The following is a 22549-nucleotide window of genomic DNA, read 5'->3' as shown; positions in this document are numbered from 1 at the left end:
CATGGGAGAATTTCGCTATCTGCCGGTGACAGAAACGGATCGGCAGGAGATGCTACAAGCGATCGGCATCACCAGCGAGGAAGAACTTTTTAGCGATGTGCCATCGGGAATTCGTTTTAAAGGAGAACTCTCGGTTGAAAAAGCCCTGTCGGAACCTGAATTAATTCGCTTGTTCCAAGAAATGGCCAAGAAAAATGCAACGACGACGGAATACCCGTCTTTTCTCGGCGCGGGTGTTTACGACCACTATATTCCTTCCGTCGTCGACAGCGTGCTGTCTCGCGGCGAATTCTATACGGCCTACACACCGTATCAGGCAGAAGTTTCTCAAGGCGAGCTGCAGGCGATTTTCGAATTTCAAACATTAATCTGCGAACTGACCGGAATGGATGTTGCCAACTCCTCAATGTATGACGGCTCGACAGCTTTGGCTGAAGCGGCTCTGCTGAGTGCCGGCACAACAAGAAAAAATAAAATTTTGATTGCAGAGTCGGTCCATCCAGAATATCGTGAGGTTGTTCAAACCTATGCGCATGGCAGACATCTCGAATTAGTGACTATTCCGTCCGCAAACGGCGTTGTCGATCTGCAGGCTTTGCGACAGCTTGTGGATAGCGATACGGCTTGCGTTGTGGTCCAATATCCTAACTTCTATGGACAGATTGAGCCCTTAAAAGAAATTGAAGCACTTGTTCATGGCTGTGGTAAAGCGCATTTTATTGTCTCGAGCAATCCGCTCGCACTCGGTCTGCTGACTCCGCCAGGTGATTTCCATGCTGACATTGTTACCGGTGATTGCCAACCGCTAGGAATCAGCAGTTCTTTCGGCGGTCCGCATTGCGGCTATTTTGCCGTAACAGAGAAACTCGTCCGCAAAGTTCCAGGCAGACTGGTCGGTCAAACCGTTGATGAAGAAGGGCAACGTGGTTATGTGTTGACACTTCAAGCGCGCGAACAACATATTCGACGGGATAAGGCGACCTCGAATATTTGCTCCAATCAAGCATTGAATGCGCTCGCTTCTGCAGTCGCAATGACCGCTTTCGGCAAAGCAGGGATCACGGAGCTTGCCGATCAGAATTTGCAAAAAGCGCATTATGCTGCAGAAAAATTGAAAAACAGCGGCGCGCGTCTTGTGACCGAGGGTGCCTTCTTTAATGAATTTGTGATTGATTGCGGCGCTTCTGTTCCTGATGTAAACCGCAAATTACTGGAAAAAGGCTTTATCGGCGGCTGTGATTTAGGTAGATTCAATCCGGAACGAAAAGGCCAGATGCTTGTTGCGGTCACAGAAATGCGTACAAAAGAAGACATTGATCAATTTGCAGAGGCATTGGAGGAAATCATCCATGGCTAATTCGAATCAACCGCTCATTTTTGAACAATCTAAGACGGGACGCACAGCCTATAGTCTGAGTGCGTTAGATGTGCCAGCGCAGCCTACGGAAACGTTGATCGCGAGTGACTATATCCGACGGAAAAAACCAGAACTTCCGGAAGTGTCGGAATTGCAACTCGTTCGTCACTATATGGCACTATCAAGACGTAATTTTGGCGTGGACAACGGCTTTTACCCGCTAGGTTCGTGCACAATGAAATATAACCCGAAAGTCAATGAAGTACTCGCTCGGCTAGATGGACTGACTCATATCCATCCTTATCAAGATCCGCAAAGTGTTCAAGGCGCTCTTGAACTTCTTTATCGATTGCAGACCAATCTTGAGGAAATCACCGGCATGGATGCGATGACCTTGCAGCCAGCAGCGGGCGCACATGGTGAATGGACGGGATTGATGACTATCCGTGCGTTCCACGAAGCCAATCATGACAGCAAGCGTACGAAAGTCATTATTCCAGATACGGCTCATGGAACCAATCCGGCGTCGGCTTCAGTCGCTGGTTTTGAAACCGTCACGGTAAAATCTAATGCGAATGGACTCGTTGATTTGGATGATTTAAGACGGGTCGCTGACGAGACTACTGCCGCTTTAATGCTGACCAACCCCAACACACTCGGCCTGTTTGAAACACATATTCAAGAAATTGCTGAGATTATCCATGCGGCTGGCGGGAAAGTTTATTATGACGGCGCCAATATGAACGCAATTATGGGTGTAACCCGTCCAGGTGATATGGGCTATGATGTCGTTCATCTCAATTTGCATAAAACATTTACAGGTCCGCACGGTGGTGGCGGTCCGGGTTCCGGACCAGTCGGCGTGAAGAAGGAATTGGCTGCTTTTCTGCCGAAACCGCTGATTATCCAGAAAGAAGATGGCAGCTACGGTTTGGATTATAACCGACCGCAATCCATCGGTCGCGTTAAGTCCTACTACGGTAATTTTGCGATTAATGTCCGCGCCTATGCGTACATTCGCACAATGGGCGGCAAAGGATTGAACCAGGTGTCTAAAGATGCGGTCCTGAATGCCAATTATCTGCTGAAACGGTTGTCGGGTGCATTCGACACGCCGTTCAAGCAACTGTGTAAACATGAATTTGTCTTATCGGGCAGCCGCCAAAAAGCTTTAGGTGTGCGGACATTAGATATGGCCAAGCGTTTACTTGATTTTGGTTACTATCCACCGACAATCTATTTCCCGCTGCTTGTTGATGAAGCGATGATGATTGAACCGACGGAGACTGAATCGAAAGAGACGCTCGATGCTTTTGCTGATCACCTGCTTGAAATTGCACGTGAAGCAGAAAGCAACCCAGAAATTGTTCAGGAAGCGCCGCATCAAACAGTAATCAAACGCTTAGATGAGACGCGAGCGGCTCGCCATCCGATTCTGCGTTATCGTAAAAATGATCGGGAACAGCAATAAGGTAAACAGGTTGGTATTCCATTAGTAAAACGGCGCGCGTTCAGAAGGACGCGCGCCATTTTACTATCATAGGCATCAAAAAAACTCAGCTAGTTCTAGGCTGAGTTTTCTTTCACTATTGATGTTTTTGTGTTCAGGCGCCTGTCTTGATCTTTCCGCTCCACTTCTTAAAGCCGCCTTGCAGATGGTAGAGATTCTTGAAGCCCATTTTTTTCAGAAGTGAAGCTGCCCGGGCGCTGCGGACACCATTTGCATCGTACAGATAGATCGGCATATCATGGCGAATTTCTGTTTTGCGTAATTTCATTTGTGTCAGTGGGATATTTCGCGCACCGAGAATATGCCCCTTCTTAAACTCGTCCAGTTCCCGGACGTCAATCAGCTGCGCCTTGCGGCAACCAGCGCGAAATTCGTCGTCGCTTAATGTAGTCAGATAGCGCTTTTGCATCCATCGCGCGCCAAACGTAAATCCTAAATAGACAACCCCAACAATTATTAGACTTACCCATCCCATATGTATTCTTCCCTCCAAAGCATCTCTTCCTTAATTATAGCGATTTATCGTAATTTTTACAAAGAGCAATGTCATCAAATCGATCGGAATGAAACCGCATTATCTTGTTTTTTAAAGGACCTTATAGTATGATTAATAAGATGACTATTGGTTTGGTTAGGGGGAGACATGATGTCGCCTACTCCAAGTATGGAAGACTACATTGAACGGATTTATTGGCTGATTCAAGATAAAGGTTATGCAAGAGTTTCAGATATTGCTGAAGCATTGGATGTTCACTCTTCTTCGGTGACGAAAATGGTTCAGAAGCTGGATAAAGATCAATACTTAATTTATGAGAAATATCGCGGATTTATTTTGACACCTAAAGGTAAGAAAATGGGCAAACGGCTTGTTTATCGGCATGAATTGCTTGAAGATTTTCTGAAATTGATTGGCGTTCACGAAGAAAATGTTTATAAAGATGTTGAAGGCATCGAACACCATTTGAGCTGGGATTCGATAGACCGAATAGGCGATGTCGTTCAATATTTTGAAGAGGATCCGAAACGAGTTGAACAGTTCTTTGAAATTAAGGAGCGAAGCGAAGAGTTTGAGGATTAATGAATTGAATTAAATAGACGAAAAGAGGATGCCCCAAAGTCAACTTGGGGCATCTTTTTTCTTTATAAGATAAGAATGTAGAAGATTTTGCACAAAAAATGGAGCGAGGGGCTCTGGGGCCTTGCGGGAAACGTTCGATTCCAGTACCATGTTCAGAGCAATTTTCGAAACAATGAATCTGGTGTTAGCTTTAAAGGTTTTTCAAAGTTCCGGGGGCAAGTATGGGCAATGACGGAATATAGTAGTAAAAGTTAGTAGGCAGTTTGCCATACTTTGTTACAGTTGTCCGACTTTATGATTGACCGCTTGCGGCAGTAAAGAGGAGGCATCATGATGTGGATTGATATTGTTTTTTCTGGCGGTGGAGTCAAGGGATTTGCGTTTATCGGCGCTTTGAACAAACTTGAACAAAATGGTTTCCAATTCAAACGAACTGCTGGAACGAGTGCCGGTGCGATTGTTGCTGCTTTACTTGCCGCCGGATATAAGGCGGCGGAAATGAAGAAGTTGATGGAGCAGATGGACACAAGTCACTTGATTGATCCGCGGTCACCGGTTTCTTTCCCTTTATTCAAATGGTTGCGTGTTTATTTTCGGATGGGTTTGTACAAAGGAGACGGTCTCGAAAAATGGCTGATCGATGTTCTAGCTGCGAAGAATGTGCACACTTTTTCGGATCTTGAACCCGGCGCGTTGAAGATCATCGTCACTGATGCCTCACGCGGGCGAATGATTGTGATCCCGGACGATTTATCGGATTACGGGATTGATCCGGCACTATTTTCGGTTGCTCGTGCGGTGAGAATGAGTGCCGGACTTCCTTTTTTCTTTGAGCCACTACCGCTTGTTGCCGAGAGTGGAGAAAAATCATTAATCGTCGACGGCGGGCTGCTAAGCAATTTCCCGTTATGGTTGTTTGATCAAGGGGGTCAAAATCCGCCGCGTCCTTACCTGGGCATTCAGACAGTGAAAAGCCTAGCTTACCAATCGCCTGCCCCGATTCAGAATGCGGTTGAATTATTTCGAGGAATATTTACGGCGATGCGCGAGGCTTACGATGAAAAAACAATTAAAAAACTAAAAGATTCAAATATTATTGTCATTCCGGTTGCTAATGTCGCAACCGAAGACTTCAATATCTCAGTCGGTGAACGCGATCGTTTGTATGCGCTTGGTGAAGACGAAACCGAGGTCTTTCTGAAGAAGTGGTCTTATTAATTCCATATGAATTCTTGTTAGATGCAATGATCCTGACCATTCACTAATATCAAGCGCATACGCATCAGAAAAATTCGGCTAAGCCGAGCCCGGCTGCTCGCTTGTCGTGGGCGCCGCGCGTCTCCTCAGACAGCTGGAATCTGCGGGGGCTGACTTGTCTCGTTAAATTTAATACATTCATGCATAGAAAAAGACTGGCCTCAGCCAATCTTTAGAAATATTTTGGAGAAAACAATACAAGAACAGCTTGTTGGCGCGGATTTTTAAAAAAGAACACGCTTCTTTTTTTTGTTTTTTTTGCCCTCAATCACTGTAAGATGATTCTGATCTTTGGACGATTGGTGGTTAAAGACCTTTAAGGGATTAGGCTTACGATTCGAAATAACTTTAAGGCGTGAGGCGCGCATACCACGTAGTCGCTTGTAGGCAGCGAAACGATGATGTTTCCTCGATTGTTTCGCTGCATGTTTATAGCGCCTGTGGTCTGGGCCTTCCAAAAGCCGTTGGAAGAAGAACAAGCCAATAAGGACAATGATTCCGACAATCGCTATCTGTATGAAAAGCGCCATCGGGTGCGCAAAGAATAATGAAAACAAACCAAAAACACCAAGGCAAATTAATGCAATAAAAATAATTGAGTGAACGATGTGTTTCACTGACTTTCACCTCCATGAGGGTCAGAGTACGTGATTGACAAGCGCCTGCCCATTGTTTGTTAACTGTTGATCACGGATGCGCATCCGTTCGAACGACCGAATGCCGATTTCAATTTGATCATCTGACGGTTCTTTTGTTGTCAGATATTGAACCCAGAGGCCTGGATAACCGAGCCAACGTAAAAAAGGTATATACCGAACCTTATTCGTAAATCGTAGGAGTTCATAAGCGAGACCGAGATCAATCGGAATCAGGATCAAGCGGCTGACGAGGCGCAGCCAGAGTGGATCAGTTGGAAAGAACATATAAAGGAAAACACTGATAATAGCTGTAAAAACGATAAAACTCGATCCACAGCGGTAATGCAGCCTGCTGTGTTTGCGGACGTTTTCTACCGTCAAGGGTGTTCCGCTTTCGAATGTATTAATTACTTTATGCTCTGCACCGTGATATTGAAACAATCTTTTTATAAGCGGTGTCTGGGAAATCAGCAGAATATAGCCGATCAGTAAGAAAACTTTAATTAGACCCTCAATTAGAATTTGGCCAAAATGATTGGCAATGAACGGTTCGAGGGTACTTGCTGCGAGCGCAGGCACAAGATCAAAAATAAATTTTGCAAATAGGAAAGAAAGAATCCCGACAGTCGTCAGCCCGAGAATTGATTTGATGCGACCAGAACTGTTTGTTTCATTCCTCTGTTTTTCCCGCTCCTGATCTGTTTCCGGATTCTCCTCGTACACATCAGATGCATATTGTAGATGTTTGCTACCAAGCGCACTTGCTTCTAAAATGGCAATAATGCCACGTAACAATGGAATCTTTTTTAGAAGTTTTAAAGAAGCATTCGTGTTTTTCAGGCACTCGTAATAGGTTACTGATTGATCGTTTCTGCGGACAGCGGTCACTGTCACAAATTGTCCGCCCATCATGACGCCTTCAATAACTGCCTGGCCACCGTATATCGGAAGTTGTTTCGTCATTGTCTTTAGTCAACCCGTTTCATGAAAAATTATTTCGTAATTATCTCTAATGATTGATCCATAGGAATGAGTCAGGAAAAAATTCTCTCCTAATATCTATTCTACCTGAATGGAAACAAAACCTCTAGAGACATGATCATTTCTTCTTCATTTTTCCTTTTATCTGCGTGCCAGCTTTTCCGATTCTGTATGGAAATTTTAACCGAGAGATTGGGCATAATAAGCAGTAAACAGGTAGCCGGAGAAGTGAGGGTATTTATGGCAAGAAAATTAATCATCAAAAAAAAGAAGAAATCAGCAGATACAAGGGGCACAGAAAGAAAAAAGCAGGTCAAGTCGTTTGGGCGAACGGCAGTGATTGGTTTATTCGGGGGACTCTTCTGGAGCTTAATTGGGATGGTTTGTCAGCTAATCAACTTTACTAAATACGGTCCAGAATTACTGCTTGCACCGATTCCGTTGCCCTCATGGAAAACGGGTGTCGGCGGACAATTTCTCGCGATCGTCGGACTAACCATTTTATCATTGCCCATTGCTTTGCTTTATCAATTCACACTTGGAAGATTTAAGAATTTCTGGATAAGCCTTATTTTCGGGTTTGTACTCTGGGGATTGGTATTCTATGCCTTACAACCGCTTATTCCCGGTCTGCCCTATCTTACACGTCTTGGCTGGAACACAGCATCAACTACATTTTGTTTATTCCTGCTTTATGGACTGTTTATCGGCTATTCCATTTCTTTTGAACTTGAAGAGGGAAAACAAAGCTCTGGAAGCTATTCAAACGAATGAGACTGTGGTAAAATGTGTAAAGTTGGTTTTTGTCTGCATGAATCATCCTGATCATCGATAGAACTCATCATTTGCCATATTGCCTGCGGATCTCCTCGAAAAGGATACGCTAACCAGGTAAGGCCGCAAGTGATCGTTTTGATGCGCGGTTTTCTTGCCCCCAATACGGACAAACTACCGCGCGGTTCGGATGACGGCTTACATAAAGGAGGAAAATAATGATTTCTGTAAATGATTTTAAAACGGGATTGACTATCGAAGTAGACGGAGACATTCTCTCTGTCATTGAATTCCAGCACGTTAAGCCAGGAAAAGGCGCCGCTTTTGTTCGTTCGAAATTACGCAATTTGCGTACGGGTGCCATACAGGAAAAAACGTTCCGCGGCGGTGAAAAGGTGAATCCAGCCCGTATCGATAACCGCAAAATGCAGTATTTATACGCAAGCGGCAATGCGTACACATTTATGGATATGGAATCCTTTGAACAGATGGATCTCGATGCCAGCCAGATTACACAACAATTGAACTTTTTGAAAGAAAATATGGAAGTTAATATTCAGTCCTACCAAGGTGAGACGCTTGGTGTTGTTCTGCCAAACACAGTTATTCTCGAAGTTGCAGAAACAGAACCTGGAATTAAAGGCGATACGGCCTCGGGCGGATCCAAACCGGCGAAGTTGGAAACCGGTTATGTTGTCAGCGTTCCGTTTTTCGTTAATGAAGGTGACAAACTGGTGATTGATACGCGTTCCGGATTGTACGTTTCACGCGCTTAATTATCTTCTTAATTTTATTGTACCGACAAGAGGATGACTCGAAGCTGATTTTTTAGCTTTGAGCCATCCTCTTTTTTTTTTTAAAGAAAACAAAGTATGCGGATCTCTGACAGCTTGTTCATATTGCGGGGAAGCGGGCATATATTGTGTTAGAGAATGCACCTTGTCACAGGACTTCAGATCGCGCTGGGTCTATCTTTGAAAGAATCAATCTGATACAAACAGGTGATTCACGTGATAATCAATCAAATTCTTTCGTTTCTGCCGGCAAGACTCAGTCAAACCATCCGTACCCTGCCAGAAGGCGTTCGGCAAGATATAGAAGAAATCCGCTGCCGGACGGGCTATCCGCCCGAGTTGATTACGTCGCAAGGTGTCTATAATCAAACCGAGCAAGTTGTTGCGGCGTTCACGAGCCAAGAAGCCCAGGAAATGCTGCAGAAGATCAGCCATTATTCACTCTATACACTAGAAGAAGAGCTGAGAAGAGGCTACATCACGGTTCGCGGCGGCCATCGAATTGGTCTTGCCGGGCATGTCCTTACAGAAAATGGACGTGTACTCCGGCTGCGTGACGTAACCTTTTTCAACATCCGGCTGGCGAAACAAATTATCGGGGCTGCCAATTCAATTGTGCCTCAGCTCTATTACGAGGGCCGCTGGCTAAGCACATTAATTATTGGCGCACCACTCACTGGGAAAACAACCATGCTGCGCGATCTTGCGCGTCAAATCAGTGAAGGGATTGCCGCGCGCAAGATAGGCGGACGAAAGACGGGGATCGTTGATGAACGTTCTGAAATCGCAGGATGTGTTTCCGGCGTTCCTCAGAATCGAGTCGGTCCACGAACTGATGTGCTAGATGCCTGTCCGAAGGCAGAGGGGATGATGATGATGATTCGTTCGATGAGTCCCGAAGTGCTGATTGTCGATGAGATTGGTCGGAAAGAGGATACTGAAGCATTACTTGAGGCGTTAAACGCTGGCGTATCTGTGATGGCGACCGCTCATGGCTATCAACTCGATCAAGTAAGACGGCGCCCTGCACTTACTCCGTTGTTTGAGTCGGCCTTTTTCCAACGATTTATTATTGTGTCGCGAAATCGTTTTGGTGGGGCTGCTCACATTCGTGTATTGAACCAGTCGGGACGGATACTTTTTTCTGGAGAGGGCTGATCGCATGATAGAGTTTCTCGGCGCTTTGTGTATTATTGCCGCATCAACGCTGATCGGTTTTGTTCTGGCCTCACGATATAATCAAAGGCCGCGGCAAATTCGCCAGTGGCGTTCAGCGCTTCAATCTATGGAAGCGGAAATTATCTATGGACGAATACCCGTTGGCGAGTTAGCGGTTCATCTGGAGAAGCAATTACCGCAGCCGATATCCTGCTTTTTTCAATATTTGCAGGATGCGTTGTTTAAAGAAGGCTATCCACTGCAAGATGCTTGGCGTCAAGCTGTGCTTCACTATTGGCCGCAAACCGCGATGAAGACTGCCGAACGTGAAGTCGTTCTTCAATTTGGAACAACCCTCGGTACGGGGGATGTGGCGAATCAAAAGAAGCATATTCAACTTGCGCTCGCGCAGCTCGAAGCTGAAGAGAATGAGGCCCGCCGGGATCAAGCAACACATGAAAAAATGATGCGAAGTCTTGGTTTTCTGGCAGGTCTCTTGGTGGTTCTGCTGCTGATCTAAAGGATTGGTAATTTGGATTTGCTAGGAAATGCGTGGAGAGAGGAGAAAACCATGTCACTTGATGTTAATACTATTTTTCAAATTGCTGGAATCGGGATTATTGTCGCGATGATTCAGACGGTGTTGAAACAAATGGGAAAAGAGGATTGGGCACAATGGGTGACGCTGATCGGCTTTGTTGTTATTTTGGCGATGGCGGCAACATTAATTGATGATTTATTTCAGAAAATTAAAAATGTTTTCCTTTTTTTCTGATGCGAGAAAAGCTTAGTCCAACTCATTTTTGACCATGCGCGCGACTGCTCGCTTGCCGAGGCACCACGCGTCTCCTCAAATACCGCCTGCTAGCGAGCACGATGTTTCTGTTGTTCGGAGACGGTATCGCTTATTCACCCGATTTTCCCCTTTCAGAGTTGATTTGTGGCTTTGCATGATGGAACAGAACCATCACGCCAGCAATCACAAGCAAAATGTTTACCACAAAATTGAAATAATCATAGACGGATAAAAGGACGCCGACAGCCAGAACGAATAATCCCCAGACTCTCTTGTCTCTTTTCACTTCAAAGGCAGCAATCCAAAGAAACAGTGCAGTAAAGAGATGAATCATGACAAGCCATAGCGTTGGCTGATAAGTGAAGCTGTAATAATGACGAGTCAGGACCGGGACGATAGCTAGCAGAGCGAGAATAAGCGTCTGCCACACAGCGGGAATGACAATCAATATAAATTCTGTTTTTCGATTCAATGTAAAGCCTCCATAACTTCTTGGGTGAGATGCGCCTATTTCCTCATTCATTCTAGCATAAACTTGACGCGCCAACGTTGCTTTCGTTCGTGACGTCCGGGCTGGTCAGCATATCGGGCAATCGACCTGCATAAGTTGATTTAAAAAGGACTAGCACCCGCGGAAGCATTCGGAGGAAAAGGGACGAGCGCTATGGACATTATACAAATCGTTGGGATTGGTCTTGCCGCCACCTTCCTGGCGCTTTTATTAAAAGAAAAGAGTCCTGTATTTGCTTCACTTCTGACTTTAGTCGTCGGCACACTGATTTTCATCACGCTTGTCGACCAAATTAAACTGGTGATGGACATGCTGCGCCAAATTGCAGTCACTGCGCATTTGAACACTATCTATGTGGCAACCGTTTTGAAGATTATAGGCATCGCTTATATCGCGGAATTTGGCGCCCAAATAGCCAAAGATGGTGGACAAGCGAATCTTGCTGGAAAAATTGAAATGGCGGGGAAAGTGATTATTCTTGTCATGGCGATACCGATCTTGACGGCGATTGTTGAAACCGTGTTGCAATTGATGCCGCAAATGGGAGGGGGCTAAATGCGTCATACAAAGGGTCAATATAAAAAAATGTTGCTGCTTGCGCTGATTATTTTTTGTTTTGTGATTCTTTTTGACCAGCGCCCAGCATTTGCAGAAACTTCAGCAAGTAACAACAATCCACAAAGTACCTCCAAAGAGCAGCTACAACAGCTCGATACGAGTCAAATTGACAAGTATTGGGATAAGCTCGTCAATGATTATAACGGCTTTATTCCCAACAGCGACCCGAGTTTCAAAAGCTTTGTTCAATCAAACAAGCAAGGCTTCTTTCAAAAGACCTTGCAAGGAATGTTACATTACTTTTTAAATGAGCTGATCGTCAGCAGTAAGCTGCTTGGAACGCTGATCCTGCTTTCGGTATTTGCTACAGTGCTCCAGGCGATCCAATCGGCTTTTGAACAAAAAGCAGTCGCAAAGGTTGCTGAATTTGTTGTGATGCTTGCACTCCTCATCCTGCTTCTAAACAGCTTTAATGTCGCTATTGATTTTACAAAGGATACTGTCGATCAAATGGGACATTTTATGCTCGCTTTGCTTCCGCTTATTTTTGGCTTGACTGCAGCGGCCGGGGGAGTGACGTCCGTTGCCTTTTTCCACCCGATGATTATTTTTTTGGTCAATATGTCCGGTTGGCTTGTGTCGCTGTTTATCATGCCGTTGCTATTTCTCTCAGCTCTGCTCGCGATTGTCAGCACGCTGTCGGAAAATTATAAGCTCACGAGACTCAGCAAATTGATGCAGACGGTTGCCTTGTTCACAATGGCGGCTTTCTTTGCTGTCTTTCTCGGCGTCATGTCTGTCCAAGGTGTGGCTGTATCTTTATCAGACGGACTTCTTGTCAAATCGGCTAAATTCTTTACAGCAAACTTTCTTCCGGTAGTCGGGCGTATGTTTACGGAAGCAGCGGATACAGTGCTTGGCGCTTCTGTACTGCTGAAAAACACTGTCGGTATTGCCGGATTGATTATTTTATTCTGCATTACCACATTTCCGCTTCTAAAAGTACTCTCCCTTGCCTTTATCTATAATGTCGCTTCGGCCATTCTCCAACCGCTGGGCGGCGGGCCAGTAATCGATTGTCTCGGTATTATGGCTAAGTGTATGTTCTATTTGTTTTCAGCATTGGCAATTGTTTCATTGATGTTTTTCCTCGCACTGACGATCATTATCACTTCAGGCAATGTGTCGATGATGGTTCGATAGGAGGCAGATACAATGAGTTATATCGAAAGTTGGGTTTCTCAACTGGTGGTTCTTGTTCTGTTCGCGGTTATTCTGGAACTGCTATTGCCATCAGGTGGTTTTCAGAAATATGTCAAGCTGGTGATCGGACTCGTACTAATCGTTGCTTTGCTTGGACCGGTCATCAAGCTGTTCCATATGGACCCACGTGCGATCATCAACGGTGTCCCCTTCAATAAAGGCGGGATCGCGCTGCAAAATCAAACAAACCAAGAAAAAATAGAAATAGAAAAACAACAGCATGCATATATTCAAGAACAGGTGGCTGTCCAAATGAAAAATAAAGTGAAGGAGGCGTTGGCGAAACGATACGGACTGCAGATTGAACAAATGAATCTTACCGCAAAACAGGACAACTCGCAGGACGTAAAGCTTCAGAAAGTGATGCTCATTCTTTCTGAGACGGATAATTCCAGCGACCGTACGGTGACAAAGATCCAACCGATCCAGCCCGTATCAATCAGCGTTGGAACGCACAATGACTCCGACACAAAAAAAGACGACCAATCCGGACAGACGGAGCAGATTCGTTCCTTCCTCGCGGGGCAGTGGCAAGTGAATAAGCAGATCATCGCCATTCAAATCGAAGGGGGGGGCTGAAACTGTGAGACGATGGATGGATTGGCTGAAAGACAAGTTTTTTGGCAATCAGGCGGAGAAAAAAGGGGACAAACCGGTAAGCACGCAGCGTCAATTGATAACGCGTCTGCTCTTACTAGCAATGGCCGGCATTCTGCTACTTGGGGTCGGAAGAATTTTCTCAAACGCGCCAAACAATCAAAAAACGACTCAGAATGTGTTCAACGTCAATAATTCACAGAAACTTTCTGCAGTCCAAAAGAAAATTAAAAAGGAATCCACGGGTTCCATCGAAAGCTATGAGACATACGCAAGCCAGAGCTTAGAGAATATTCTTGATCAGATGCAGGGTGTTTCAGACGCTTCGGTGATGATCACTTTTTCATCAACTGAGAAGGCCATCTATCAGAATAATATACAAACTCAGGATAACCAGACTGTGGAAAGCGATCAGAAGGGCGGGACCCGCCAAGTCAATGAGCGGGATCAAAATACCCAGGTGGTTATGGTTGAAAAAAATGGTTCCAAAGAACCCGTTGTAATCGGCAAACAGCAGCCGACCGTCCGTGGCGTAATTGTCGTCGTACGCGGTGCCGATCAACCTGCGACGCGCGCAGAGATTATGGATGCTGTCGCAACTGTACTGGATATTCCCAATTATAAGGTCAAAGTTCTACCAAAAGAATAATTAAGGGGGCTGTTTCAGATGTTAAAAAAACAGACAGTTTGGCTGCTCACTATGCTGAGTTTGATTGTGGTTCTATCCGTTTATGCACTGACTGCACAGAATCAAAATGCAAAAAATGTGGCGGATCAAGGCGCAAAACAGGCACAACAAGTCAGCGGCAATAATCAGAAGACGCAAGCAGTCAGCAAGGCGGATAATAAATTGGGTCAAATTGAACTTGATAAGGCGGATGAACGTAGTCAGCTGCAGCAAAAATATCAAAGTGTGATTGCTTCAAAGAAAAGCTCCGCCAAAGAAGTCAGTGCCGCCTATGATCAAATGGAAGCGATGCAGACACTGGCGAATAATGAGACAATGCTTGAAGATGTGATCCAGTCGAAAGGATTCAAAAACGCGGTTGTAAAAACGACGGGTAATAATGTACAGGTCTTCGTGGATTCGGAGAAACTGACTCAGAAACAAGCGAATGAAGTCATTCGTTTGACGGATCAATATTTAGGTGTAGGCAAAATCGTCAGTGTTACTTATGCATTGAATCAAAAATAAGCATTCATTCATTATTTGAAGATTTTTTTAACAAAATTAGGTACAATAGAAACTGCCTGCGAAAAACAGGTGGTTTCTTTTTTGCGGCTTTAGCTGTAAATGCAAAATTATAATGTTTGATCATTGAATTTATTCAGCCGTAGAAAACAGCGTGTAAGTACATTCGAGAAATGAATGGACGATATGCTATAATAAGTTGAAAAGCGGTTGTTACAAAGGAGTGCTCGACGTGTTAAGCTTTGAAGAAATTAAGACATTAATGAAGGAAATGGATTCTTCCTCCATCAGTGAGTTTAAATTCGAGGAAGAGGGTACGAAAATAACCTTGCGGAAATCCGACGCATTCTCCGTGAAGGCTACGGCACAGCCAGTTGCCACAGTTGCTGCTCCAGTCGCATCCCCTGCGCCGGTTCAAGCTGTGCCAGCTGAAAAAAAGAAAGCTGCAACAGGATCTCAAGATACGGATGCGCTCCATAAAGTCACAGCACCAATGGTTGGCACCTTTTATTCGACACCATCACCGGACGCCGAACCCTATGTCAAAAATGGATCGAAAGTAGATAAGAAGACGATTGTCTGCACACTTGAGGCAATGAAACTATTTAACGAAATCGAAGCGGACTGCAAAGGAACGATTGTTGAGGTACTTGCAGCGGATGGCCAGTTAGTCGAATTTGGTCAGCCATTGTTCCTGGTCAAGGAAGATTAAGGGGTTTTCTATTTATGATAAAAAAAGTTTTAGTTGCAAATCGAGGGGAAATTGCCGTTCGGATTATCCGTGCGTGCAAAGAATTAGGAATTGAAACGGTGGCTGTCTACTCACAGGCGGACAAAGAGGCGCTTCATGTCCAACTCGCGGATGAAGCGTTCTGCATCGGTCCGAATGCATCGAAAGACAGTTACTTAAACTATACAAATCTGATCAGTGTCGCCACTGCCAGAGGTTGTGATGCGGTTCATCCCGGTTATGGCTTTCTGTCCGAAAACGCTGACTTTGCCGAAATGTGCGAGGAATGTAATTTGATTTTTGTCGGTCCTCCTTCTGATGCGATCAGCAAAATGGGCATCAAAGACGTGGCAAAGCAAACGATGAAAAACGCGGGTGTTCCTGTTGTTCCGGGTTCAGATGGGATTATCGATAACGCTGCAGATGGTGTGCGAATCGCATCAGCCATCGGCTATCCAGTATTGATCAAAGCCACAGCCGGAGGCGGGGGAAAAGGCATCCGCGTGGCACGAAATGAAGAAGAACTGCGCCATGGGATCCAAATTACGCAACAAGAGGCAAGCACTTCTTTCGGCAATCCAGGCGTATATATTGAGAAATACATCGAAAACTTCAGGCATGTGGAAATTCAGGTACTTGCAGACAAACACGGGCATGTCATCCATCTAGGTGAGCGTGATTGTACGATTCAGCGCCGACTGCAGAAACTTCTCGAAGAATCGCCTTCACCTGCGCTGAATGAAGAAAAAAGACAAGAAATGGGTATGGCGGCTGTACGCGCCGCAAAAGCAGTGGACTATGTTGGGGCAGGGACGATCGAATTCATTTATGAACCGAATGGATCATTCTACTTCATGGAAATGAATACCCGCATCCAGGTAGAACACGGCGTGACCGAGTATGTGACCGGTATCGACTTGATTAAAGAACAACTACGAGTCGCTTCTGGACTTGAACTGTCTGTGGAGCAATCAGAAGTCCATCTAAATGGCCACGCGATTGAATGCCGAATTAACGCGGAAGATCCTGAGAAGAATTTCATGCCGTCATGCGGACGAGTTGTGACCTACTTACCGCCGGGTGGTCCAAGTGTCCGAGTGGACTCCGCAGTCTATCAGGACTATTTTATTCCGCCTTATTACGATTCGATGGTGGCTAAAGTCATTACGTTCGGCAAGACTCGGGAAGATGCGATTGCGACGATGAAACGCGCACTTGGCGAGTATGTGATTGAGGGGATTCACACAACCATTCCATTTCACCAGAAATTGTTGCAGCACCCCGTATTTGTAAGCGGCAATTTTAACACGAAATTTCTTGAAACTTATCCGCTCAACGAGACGGACGAATCGGGAGGTGCGACTCATGCCGGAAAAGGAAAATCAATCGGTTGAAGTCGACGAACTGCAGGAAGACCTTGGAAAAATTGAAATTTCACCGAACGTCATCGAAGTCATTGCAGCGATTGCTGCTTCCGAAATTGTTGGTGTTGGCGACAAGCACGGCAATTTTCTGACCGGCGCAGCTGAAAAGCTAGGCAATCGTAAAATGCGCCGCGGCGTCAAAGTTGACTTGACGCCTGAAGGTATCGTGATTGATGTGCATCTAACGGTCAAATTCGGGGTTTCAATACCCGAAGTTGCTGAGGAAGTACAAGATCATATTGCGCAGACATTGAAGCGGATGACCGCACTCGACGTGCTACAAATCAATATTCATGTCGTCGGTGTTCGTTTCGACCTAAAAGAAAAAAAGGGCTTTTTTGAAGATGAGGCCGAGTAAAGAAACAAAGGGCGGGTACTCTCTCCCTTTGTTTTTTTACAAGAGATAAGAAAATATAAAAAATTTGCGTGAAAAATGCAGAGAAGGCGTTCTGGCGCCTTGCGGGAAAACAGAGCAAAGTGAGCCTCTGCAGCGCAACTTTTGTAAAAAAAGACTTTGCTACGCCAAGTTTATCTTACTTGCCAGTAAACAATGAATGAGATGGATGACGCACGGCGTGTTCACGTATAGCGAGCGACCGACCGAAGCCATGACGAAATGAATTACTAACTATTGTAGAAGTCAAATGCAAAACAGAAGGGAATAAGCCAATGAATCGAAGAGAGGCCAGAAAGATTGCCTTGCAGGTTTTGTTTCAGATGACACTCAGCAAAACCGATCGCGAAACCGCAGTTGCGGCAGTAATGGAGAGTGGGGAACCGCTAGACCCTTTTGTCGACCAACTATTGGATAAAGTGTTAGAGAATCAGAAAGAAATTGACGATCAAATCAGCAAATATCTAAAAAACTGGTCACTTAGCCGGATCGGCAATATTGATAAAACCATCCTGCGGTTAGCTGTATGTGAAATGCTTTATTTTGGTGAGATACCCGCGACGGTCAGCATTAATGAAGCCGTTGAATTATGCCGGCTATTTAGTGACGAACAATCCCGTATTTTTGTTAATGGAGTTCTCTCAAGTATTGCAAAAAATCAAATTGAAAATGGAAAACAGGATTGATTTTCGCGGCTACCCGCTGCACAGTGATAATTTGAAACGAATAGGAACGATACGAGGCTCTATCAGAGTCAAAAATTTGAGAGGATGCTGATTCATGCCCGCTAAACTGATCGATGGGAAACAAATTGCAGCAGATAAACGCCAACAGATTAAAGTCAAGGTTCAGGAATTGGCGGAGAAAGGCTTGGTACCTGGTCTTGCAGTGATTCTTGTCGGTGAAAATCCGGCCTCACAGTCTTATGTCAAAGGGAAAATTCGTGATTGCAAAGAAGTGGGTATTCATTCCGAATTGATCCGGCTTCCGGAAACCGTTACAGAAGAAGAATTGTTAGCTGAAGTCGTCCGACTGAACCGCGCACCGTCAATCCATGGCATTCTCGTTCAGCTGCCATTGCCGAAACAAATTTCGGAAGATAAAGTGATCGAGACCATTGCGCCGGAAAAAGATGTCGATGGCTTTCACCCAGTTAATCTCGGAAAAATGATGATTGGTCAGGATTGCTTCGAACCATGCACACCCGCTGGGATTATCGAAATGCTGCATGCGTGCAAGATCCGGATTGCCGGCAAGCATGTGATTATCGTCGGAAGAAGCCATATTGTCGGCAAACCAGCTTCTCAACTTTTTTTGAATCACGACGCGACCGTGACAATCTGTCATTCAAGGACCACGCCACTTGCAGAATATACCAAACAGGCTGACATTCTTGTCGTCGCTGTCGGCCATGCCGGACTAATTGGTGCGGAAGATATTAAGCCAGGAGCAATCGTGGTCGATGTCGGTATGAATCGCAATGCTGATGGCAAATTGGTCGGCGATGTAGAATTTCCTGAAGTCAGTCAAAAAGCTAGTTTCATCACACCTGTGCCAGGCGGGGTTGGACCGATGACGCGCGTGATGCTGCTGGAAAATACAGTGAAGGCGGCGCTGGCAAGTGATGGACGACTACAATCGGAATCCCGCTGACCGCTATGTCAGCGTCACTCGGCTGACGCGTTATATTAAACAGAGAATGGAGACGGACCAAGCACTGCAGAATGTCTGGCTGAAAGGAGAAATCTCTAACTTCAAAAGACATTCCCGCGGCCATCTCTATTTGACATTGAAAGACAACAATGCGCGCATCAAAGCGGTGATGTTCGCCAGCAGCGCGCGAAATCTGACGTTTGCACCTACGGACGGTATGAAAGTACTCGTACAAGGGTCGATTGCCTTGTACGAACCTTATGGTGAGTACCAGATTTATATTCGTAGCATGGAACAGGATGGTTTGGGACAACTCTTTCTCGCCTATGAAGCATTGAAAAAGAAATTGCAGGCGAAAGGCTGGTTTGATCCGGCACAAAAAAAGGAAATTCCAAAGGTTTCTTACGAAATCGGTATTGTGACATCGCCGACAGGCGCAGTCATCCGTGACCTTTTTGTAACCATAAAACGGCGTTTTCCTGCCGCACGGATCACTTTGTTTCCCGTGCTTGTCCAAGGCGCTGAAGCTGCGCCTTCAATTGTCCGGGCAATACAGCAAGCAAACAACCTCGGAACGCTAGACTTACTCGTCGTCGGACGGGGCGGTGGTTCGATTGAAGATTTATGGGCTTTTAACGAAGAAACGGTTGCCTCAGCCATCTTTCAATCCGTTTTGCCTGTGATTTCCGCAGTGGGCCATGAAACAGATTTTACGATTGCCGATTTTGTAGCTGATAAGCGGGCGGCGACTCCGACTGCGGCAGGCGAATTTGCTGTGCCTGATTTCCGTGATTTGAATCGGCAAATTGATGAACTGCGCGCACGAGCGGTTCGCGCAATCCGTTCGCAAATCAAGCAACAAGGCGATCGCCTCGCTGGTTTTGACGGTGCCTATGCTTTTCGTTATCCACGGCAGCTCGTTCTGCAGAAAGAGCAACAATTCGATCAGCTACGGGAACAAGGCCGACGTGCCATGCAACAGCTCATCCAGCAAAAAAGTGAACGGCTGGCTAGTCTGGACAGGTTGCTGGTTCGCTCTGATCCATCTGCACTGCTTGAACAATCAAAGCGCACACTGATCGAAACAGTTGACAAATTGAAACAGAAATTGCAACAGCTTCTGCGAAACAAAGAAACCGATTGTGAGCGACTGATGGTTCAACTGAATGCGCTGAGTCCGCTCAAGGTCATGGCAAGGGGTTATAGCTTGGCTTATAATGATGCCGATCAGTTATTAAAATCGGTACACGATGTTGTTCCTGGCGACCCGCTTGTTCTGCGAATGCACGATGGACGGGTGGACTGTCAAGTCTGGGGAATTGAGGAGGAGAAGACAGATGAGTGAAAAAGCGGAAAAAGCTGGCGAACAGGCTGTTTCTTTTGAAGAAGCGATGGTTGAACTGGAATCGATCGTCAAGCAGCTTGAAACCAATGATGTCCCACTTGAGAAAGCAATTGATTTGTTTCAGAAGGGCATGGCATACTCTAAACTTTGTCACGATAAATTAGAGAAAGTTAGCGATAAAATGGATCGATTGATGCATACAGAAGGTGATTCGGAACCCTTTTCCATTTCAGGAGATGAGGGTCAATGACCGATCAAACACTAAATGACTATATGCAGACGCGTAAGGAATGGTTCGAAAAGCGATTGGACACTTTCTTGCGGAAACTACCGATAACCGAGAAACTGCGCGAATCGATGCTCTATTCTCTGATGGCTGGCGGTAAGCGGATCCGTCCGATTTTGCTCTTCGCGACGCTCGAAGAATTAGGTGGAAAACCGGATCAAGGATTGTCTGTCGCTATCGCTATCGAAATGATACATACGTATTCGCTGATCCACGATGATTTACCGGCAATGGATGATGATGAGCTGAGAAGAGGACGCGCAACGAATCACATCGTTTATGGCGAGGGCACCGCGGTGCTCGCCGGGGACGGCCTTTTAACTGCGGCTTTTCAAGTACTTGCCGAAGATCCATTGCTCAGTGAAACGCTGAAAGTTCAGTTAATCGCTATGCTCGCCAGCGCAGCTGGGCCGGAAGGTATGGTTGGCGGTCAAGAGGATGATCTCGAAGCGGAAGAAAAAGTACTAAATCTGGATCAGCTTATTTCGGTGCATCGCCGCAAAACGGGGCGACTGATCAAATTTCCAATCGAAGCCGCCGCTCGGATTGCTGGCGCTTCTGAAGCTGAGCAGATGCAATTGTCAGCGTACGCGGATAACATTGGACTTGCCTTTCAGATTGGTGATGATATTTTGGATATTACCGGAAACCAAAATGAACTGGGCAAACCCATTGGTAGCGATTTGGATAATCACAAGAATACCTACGTCAGTTTACTTACTCTCGATGGTGCGCGAGAGGAATTGGCAAAGCAAATTGATCGGGCGATTGGCTGTCTTAACGAGATTGGACTTGGCCAAAGCGTTTTGGCTCAGCTAGCGAACTACTTGTTGCACCGAACCCATTAATTGCTTTTAAACGATTATTGAGCAATTTTTATTTTTATGTTACAATCTTTTTTGTATCTTGCAGGTGGCGCAGTATTCTAGTCATTCCACTTTATTTGAAGACGGGGCTAAAAATCCGTCAAAGGGCACATCGATGAAGTTCCTGGTGCCGGCTTAAGGCGCCCAGCTTTGGGTTGGTACTGGGAGTAAAGGGCGTAGGGCGATCCGCAACGGCATGTGGGCGAAGACCCTGCGTCCGTGGAGACACGTACGTTGTTTGCTTTTTGCAAATGGACGATGTGGAAAACCTGTATTGCGTAGTACTTTTTTAAAGGAAAAGCAAGCAGCGTAGCCTGCCTTGAGTGGAAAAGAGGGGATGGAAGCACGTAACCCATGACTTGCTTGGCCGGCATCATGGGCGTGTGTCTTCCTGAAATCAATTCTGCAAAAGAGGCTAGAATAAAGTAAAAGAATGCCTGAGGAAATCTCCTAGACTGTCCGCTTTGCGGCTCTTGAAGAGGATTATAGTGCGGCCTGAGTGGCGTTCCAGTTCGGTGTCCGGCGACGGCATCGGCCAGGCTTTAATAGGAAACTGCCTAAATGGCAACATTAGGTTGCTTGGTGGGAAAACCTACTGGACCTAAGCCGCAATGTTTACTCTTCAACAGGCCCCTGTTTTACATAATTATTTATTTTTCTGAATATGCTAGTGTTACTGGAATGCAGAGGCATGCAGATCCTCCACAAGGATGTGAAACGTTGGCTTTCCGCTGTCCGGTATATCTCTTGGGCATTAAAGCCACTTTTTTAAATGAAAAGACAGTTCAAAGAGTCTATGCGTTGGGCGTTGCCATTGGCCGTTATCACCCTGGTGTTAGCGGCTATTTTTTCAATTATTTCAACAGCCATCTTGAATCAATCCGGTGTTATTACCGGCATTTTAGTGGTGCTTGTTATTATATTCTTGGCGCTCTTTTTTGATATTATAGGAGTAGCCGCGACAGCTTCCAGTGAAGCCCCTTTTCATGCAATGGCTTCAAAAGGAATGCGCGGAGCTAAATATGCAGTATGGCTGTCGAAGAATGCAGACCGTGTGAATACGTTCTGTACCGATGTGATCGGCGACATCAGTGCGATCATCAGCGGGACAGCTGCGTCAGTCGTCGTTGTTGAGACTTTGGCAATTCTGCACGATTCAGGTGACGCAGTGGAATATGTGTTGTCCGTTTGCATCACTTGTATGGTTGCGGGCCTGACTGTTTTTGTCAAAGCGCTCGGCAAATCGTTTGCAATTAAGAACGCAACGACGATTATTTATCATGTCGGCTTTGTGATTTTCTTTGCTGAAAATCGTCTTCATCTTCCGATTTTGAGCCTTTTTGACAGGAAGAACAGCAGGACAAAAGGCAAAATAAGAAAATAGGAG

The 22549-nt window shown here is 45.6% G+C and carries 27 protein-coding genes; 23 read left to right on the top strand and 4 right to left on the bottom strand.

All coding sequences use genetic code 11. From position 1 onward, the window contains the following. Nucleotide 1: 1 nt before the first annotated feature. The gene (gene gcvPA / locus JOC27_RS10550) at nt 2-1357 is read left to right on the top strand and encodes an aminomethyl-transferring glycine dehydrogenase subunit GcvPA (RefSeq protein WP_205007256.1); all 1356 of its coding nucleotides are present in this window, start codon (nt 2-4) and stop codon (nt 1355-1357) included. Next, nucleotides 1350-2828 (top strand): aminomethyl-transferring glycine dehydrogenase subunit GcvPB, encoded by a 1479-nt coding sequence (gene gcvPB, locus JOC27_RS10545; protein ID WP_205007255.1) that lies wholly within the window; start codon nt 1350-1352, stop codon nt 2826-2828. The genes gcvPA and gcvPB overlap by 8 nt, the downstream gene beginning before the upstream one ends. A 133-nt stretch (nt 2829-2961) precedes the next feature. Here the strand turns inward: gcvPB and JOC27_RS10540 are convergent, their stop codons facing one another. Next, complete coding sequence (locus tag JOC27_RS10540) at nt 2962-3342, bottom strand: rhodanese-like domain-containing protein (RefSeq protein WP_205007254.1); 381 nt, start codon at nt 3340-3342, stop codon at nt 2962-2964. Between the two features lie 171 nt (nt 3343-3513). Between JOC27_RS10540 and mntR the strand changes: the two genes are divergently transcribed. Together mntR and JOC27_RS10530 are read left to right on the top strand one after the other, a co-directional pair. Then, complete coding sequence (gene mntR / locus JOC27_RS10535) at nt 3514-3945, top strand: transcriptional regulator MntR (RefSeq protein WP_205007253.1); 432 nt, start codon at nt 3514-3516, stop codon at nt 3943-3945. A 330-nt stretch (nt 3946-4275) separates the two neighbouring features. After that, nucleotides 4276-5163: a patatin-like phospholipase family protein gene (locus tag JOC27_RS10530; RefSeq protein WP_239530252.1), complete on the top strand. Its 888-nt coding sequence runs from the start codon at nt 4276-4278 to the stop codon at nt 5161-5163. 263 nt (nt 5164-5426) lie between these two features. On the opposite strand, the gene JOC27_RS10525 is transcribed toward JOC27_RS10530, so the two are convergent. Further along, nucleotides 5427-5819: an SA1362 family protein gene (locus JOC27_RS10525; protein WP_205007252.1), complete on the bottom strand. Its 393-nt coding sequence runs from the start codon at nt 5817-5819 to the stop codon at nt 5427-5429. Between the two features lie 21 nt (nt 5820-5840). After that, nucleotides 5841-6803, bottom strand: a complete 963-nt coding sequence (locus tag JOC27_RS10520; RefSeq protein WP_205007251.1) for a DUF1385 domain-containing protein — start codon at nt 6801-6803, stop codon at nt 5841-5843. A gap of 258 nt (nt 6804-7061) precedes the next feature. Here JOC27_RS10520 and JOC27_RS10515 point away from each other — a divergent pair, with 258 nt between their 5' ends. From JOC27_RS10515 to spoIIIAC, 5 genes are all read left to right on the top strand, one after another. Further along, nucleotides 7062-7595, top strand: coding sequence for a YqhR family membrane protein (locus JOC27_RS10515; RefSeq protein WP_205007250.1), 534 nt, complete (start codon nt 7062-7064; stop codon nt 7593-7595). Between the two features lie 218 nt (nt 7596-7813). Then, complete coding sequence (gene efp / locus JOC27_RS10510; protein ID WP_205007249.1) at nt 7814-8371, top strand: elongation factor P; 558 nt, start codon at nt 7814-7816, stop codon at nt 8369-8371. A 234-nt stretch (nt 8372-8605) separates the two neighbouring features. Next, complete coding sequence (gene spoIIIAA / locus JOC27_RS10505) at nt 8606-9547, top strand: stage III sporulation protein AA (RefSeq protein WP_338062803.1); 942 nt, start codon at nt 8606-8608, stop codon at nt 9545-9547. Nucleotides 9548-9551: 4 nt separating this feature from the next. Further along, entirely contained in the window at nt 9552-10067 is a 516-nt protein-coding gene (gene spoIIIAB, locus JOC27_RS10500; RefSeq protein WP_205007248.1) for a stage III sporulation protein SpoIIIAB, read from the top strand. A gap of 51 nt (nt 10068-10118) precedes the next feature. Further along, nucleotides 10119-10322: a stage III sporulation protein AC gene (spoIIIAC, locus tag JOC27_RS10495; protein ID WP_205007247.1), complete on the top strand. Its 204-nt coding sequence runs from the start codon at nt 10119-10121 to the stop codon at nt 10320-10322. A 130-nt stretch (nt 10323-10452) separates the two neighbouring features. On the opposite strand, the gene JOC27_RS10490 is transcribed toward spoIIIAC, so the two are convergent. Beyond that, nucleotides 10453-10815 (bottom strand): hypothetical protein, encoded by a 363-nt coding sequence (locus tag JOC27_RS10490; protein WP_205007246.1) that lies wholly within the window; start codon nt 10813-10815, stop codon nt 10453-10455. 192 nt (nt 10816-11007) lie between these two features. Here JOC27_RS10490 and spoIIIAD point away from each other — a divergent pair, with 192 nt between their 5' ends. The 14 genes from spoIIIAD (at nt 11008) to JOC27_RS10420 (ending at nt 22546) form a co-directional block, all read left to right on the top strand. After that, entirely contained in the window at nt 11008-11409 is a 402-nt protein-coding gene (gene spoIIIAD, locus JOC27_RS10485; RefSeq protein WP_205007245.1) for a stage III sporulation protein AD, read from the top strand. Further along, nucleotides 11410-12615: a stage III sporulation protein AE gene (gene spoIIIAE / locus JOC27_RS10480; protein WP_205007244.1), complete on the top strand. Its 1206-nt coding sequence runs from the start codon at nt 11410-11412 to the stop codon at nt 12613-12615. A 12-nt stretch (nt 12616-12627) separates the two neighbouring features. Next, nucleotides 12628-13254 carry a stage III sporulation protein AF gene (gene spoIIIAF, locus JOC27_RS10475; RefSeq protein ID WP_205007243.1) on the top strand — a complete coding sequence of 209 codons (627 nt, stop codon included), beginning with the start codon at nt 12628-12630 and terminating at the stop codon, nt 13252-13254. 4 nt (nt 13255-13258) lie between these two features. After that, the gene (gene spoIIIAG / locus JOC27_RS10470; protein ID WP_338062802.1) at nt 13259-13921 is read left to right on the top strand and encodes a stage III sporulation protein AG; all 663 of its coding nucleotides are present in this window, start codon (nt 13259-13261) and stop codon (nt 13919-13921) included. Nucleotides 13922-13939: 18 nt separating this feature from the next. Beyond that, nucleotides 13940-14467, top strand: a complete 528-nt coding sequence (locus tag JOC27_RS10465) for a SpoIIIAH-like family protein (protein WP_205007242.1) — start codon at nt 13940-13942, stop codon at nt 14465-14467. A 229-nt stretch (nt 14468-14696) separates the two neighbouring features. Then, nucleotides 14697-15176, top strand: coding sequence for an acetyl-CoA carboxylase biotin carboxyl carrier protein (gene accB, locus JOC27_RS10460; RefSeq protein WP_205007241.1), 480 nt, complete (start codon nt 14697-14699; stop codon nt 15174-15176). Nucleotides 15177-15190: 14 nt separating this feature from the next. Next, nucleotides 15191-16588, top strand: a complete 1398-nt coding sequence (gene accC / locus JOC27_RS10455) for an acetyl-CoA carboxylase biotin carboxylase subunit (RefSeq protein WP_205007240.1) — start codon at nt 15191-15193, stop codon at nt 16586-16588. Continuing rightward, complete coding sequence (locus JOC27_RS10450) at nt 16560-16976, top strand: Asp23/Gls24 family envelope stress response protein (protein ID WP_205007239.1); 417 nt, start codon at nt 16560-16562, stop codon at nt 16974-16976. Before accC ends, JOC27_RS10450 begins: the two co-directional genes overlap by 29 nt. Nucleotides 16977-17287: 311 nt before the next feature. Next, entirely contained in the window at nt 17288-17698 is a 411-nt protein-coding gene (nusB, locus tag JOC27_RS10445) for a transcription antitermination factor NusB (protein WP_205007238.1), read from the top strand. 94 nt (nt 17699-17792) lie between these two features. Beyond that, nucleotides 17793-18665, top strand: coding sequence for a bifunctional methylenetetrahydrofolate dehydrogenase/methenyltetrahydrofolate cyclohydrolase FolD (folD, locus tag JOC27_RS10440; protein WP_205007237.1), 873 nt, complete (start codon nt 17793-17795; stop codon nt 18663-18665). Then, the gene (xseA, locus tag JOC27_RS10435) at nt 18637-20010 is read left to right on the top strand and encodes an exodeoxyribonuclease VII large subunit (protein ID WP_205007236.1); all 1374 of its coding nucleotides are present in this window, start codon (nt 18637-18639) and stop codon (nt 20008-20010) included. The genes folD and xseA overlap by 29 nt, the downstream gene beginning before the upstream one ends. Continuing rightward, complete coding sequence (gene xseB / locus JOC27_RS10430; RefSeq protein WP_205007235.1) at nt 20003-20260, top strand: exodeoxyribonuclease VII small subunit; 258 nt, start codon at nt 20003-20005, stop codon at nt 20258-20260. The genes xseA and xseB overlap by 8 nt, the downstream gene beginning before the upstream one ends. Then, the gene (locus JOC27_RS10425; RefSeq protein WP_205007234.1) at nt 20257-21144 is read left to right on the top strand and encodes a polyprenyl synthetase family protein; all 888 of its coding nucleotides are present in this window, start codon (nt 20257-20259) and stop codon (nt 21142-21144) included. The genes xseB and JOC27_RS10425 overlap by 4 nt, the downstream gene beginning before the upstream one ends. Before the next feature lie 790 nt (nt 21145-21934). Beyond that, nucleotides 21935-22546, top strand: coding sequence for a hypothetical protein (locus JOC27_RS10420; RefSeq protein ID WP_205007233.1), 612 nt, complete (start codon nt 21935-21937; stop codon nt 22544-22546). The last annotated feature ends 3 nt before the right edge of the window (nt 22547-22549 follow it).

It is taken from the genome of Sporolactobacillus spathodeae (assembly GCF_016908935.1).
In the GTDB taxonomy this organism is placed as follows: domain Bacteria; phylum Bacillota; class Bacilli; order Bacillales; family Sporolactobacillaceae; genus Sporolactobacillus; species Sporolactobacillus spathodeae.
Note: the sequence above shows the minus strand (reverse complement) of the source record. Positions and strands in the feature narration are given on the sequence as shown.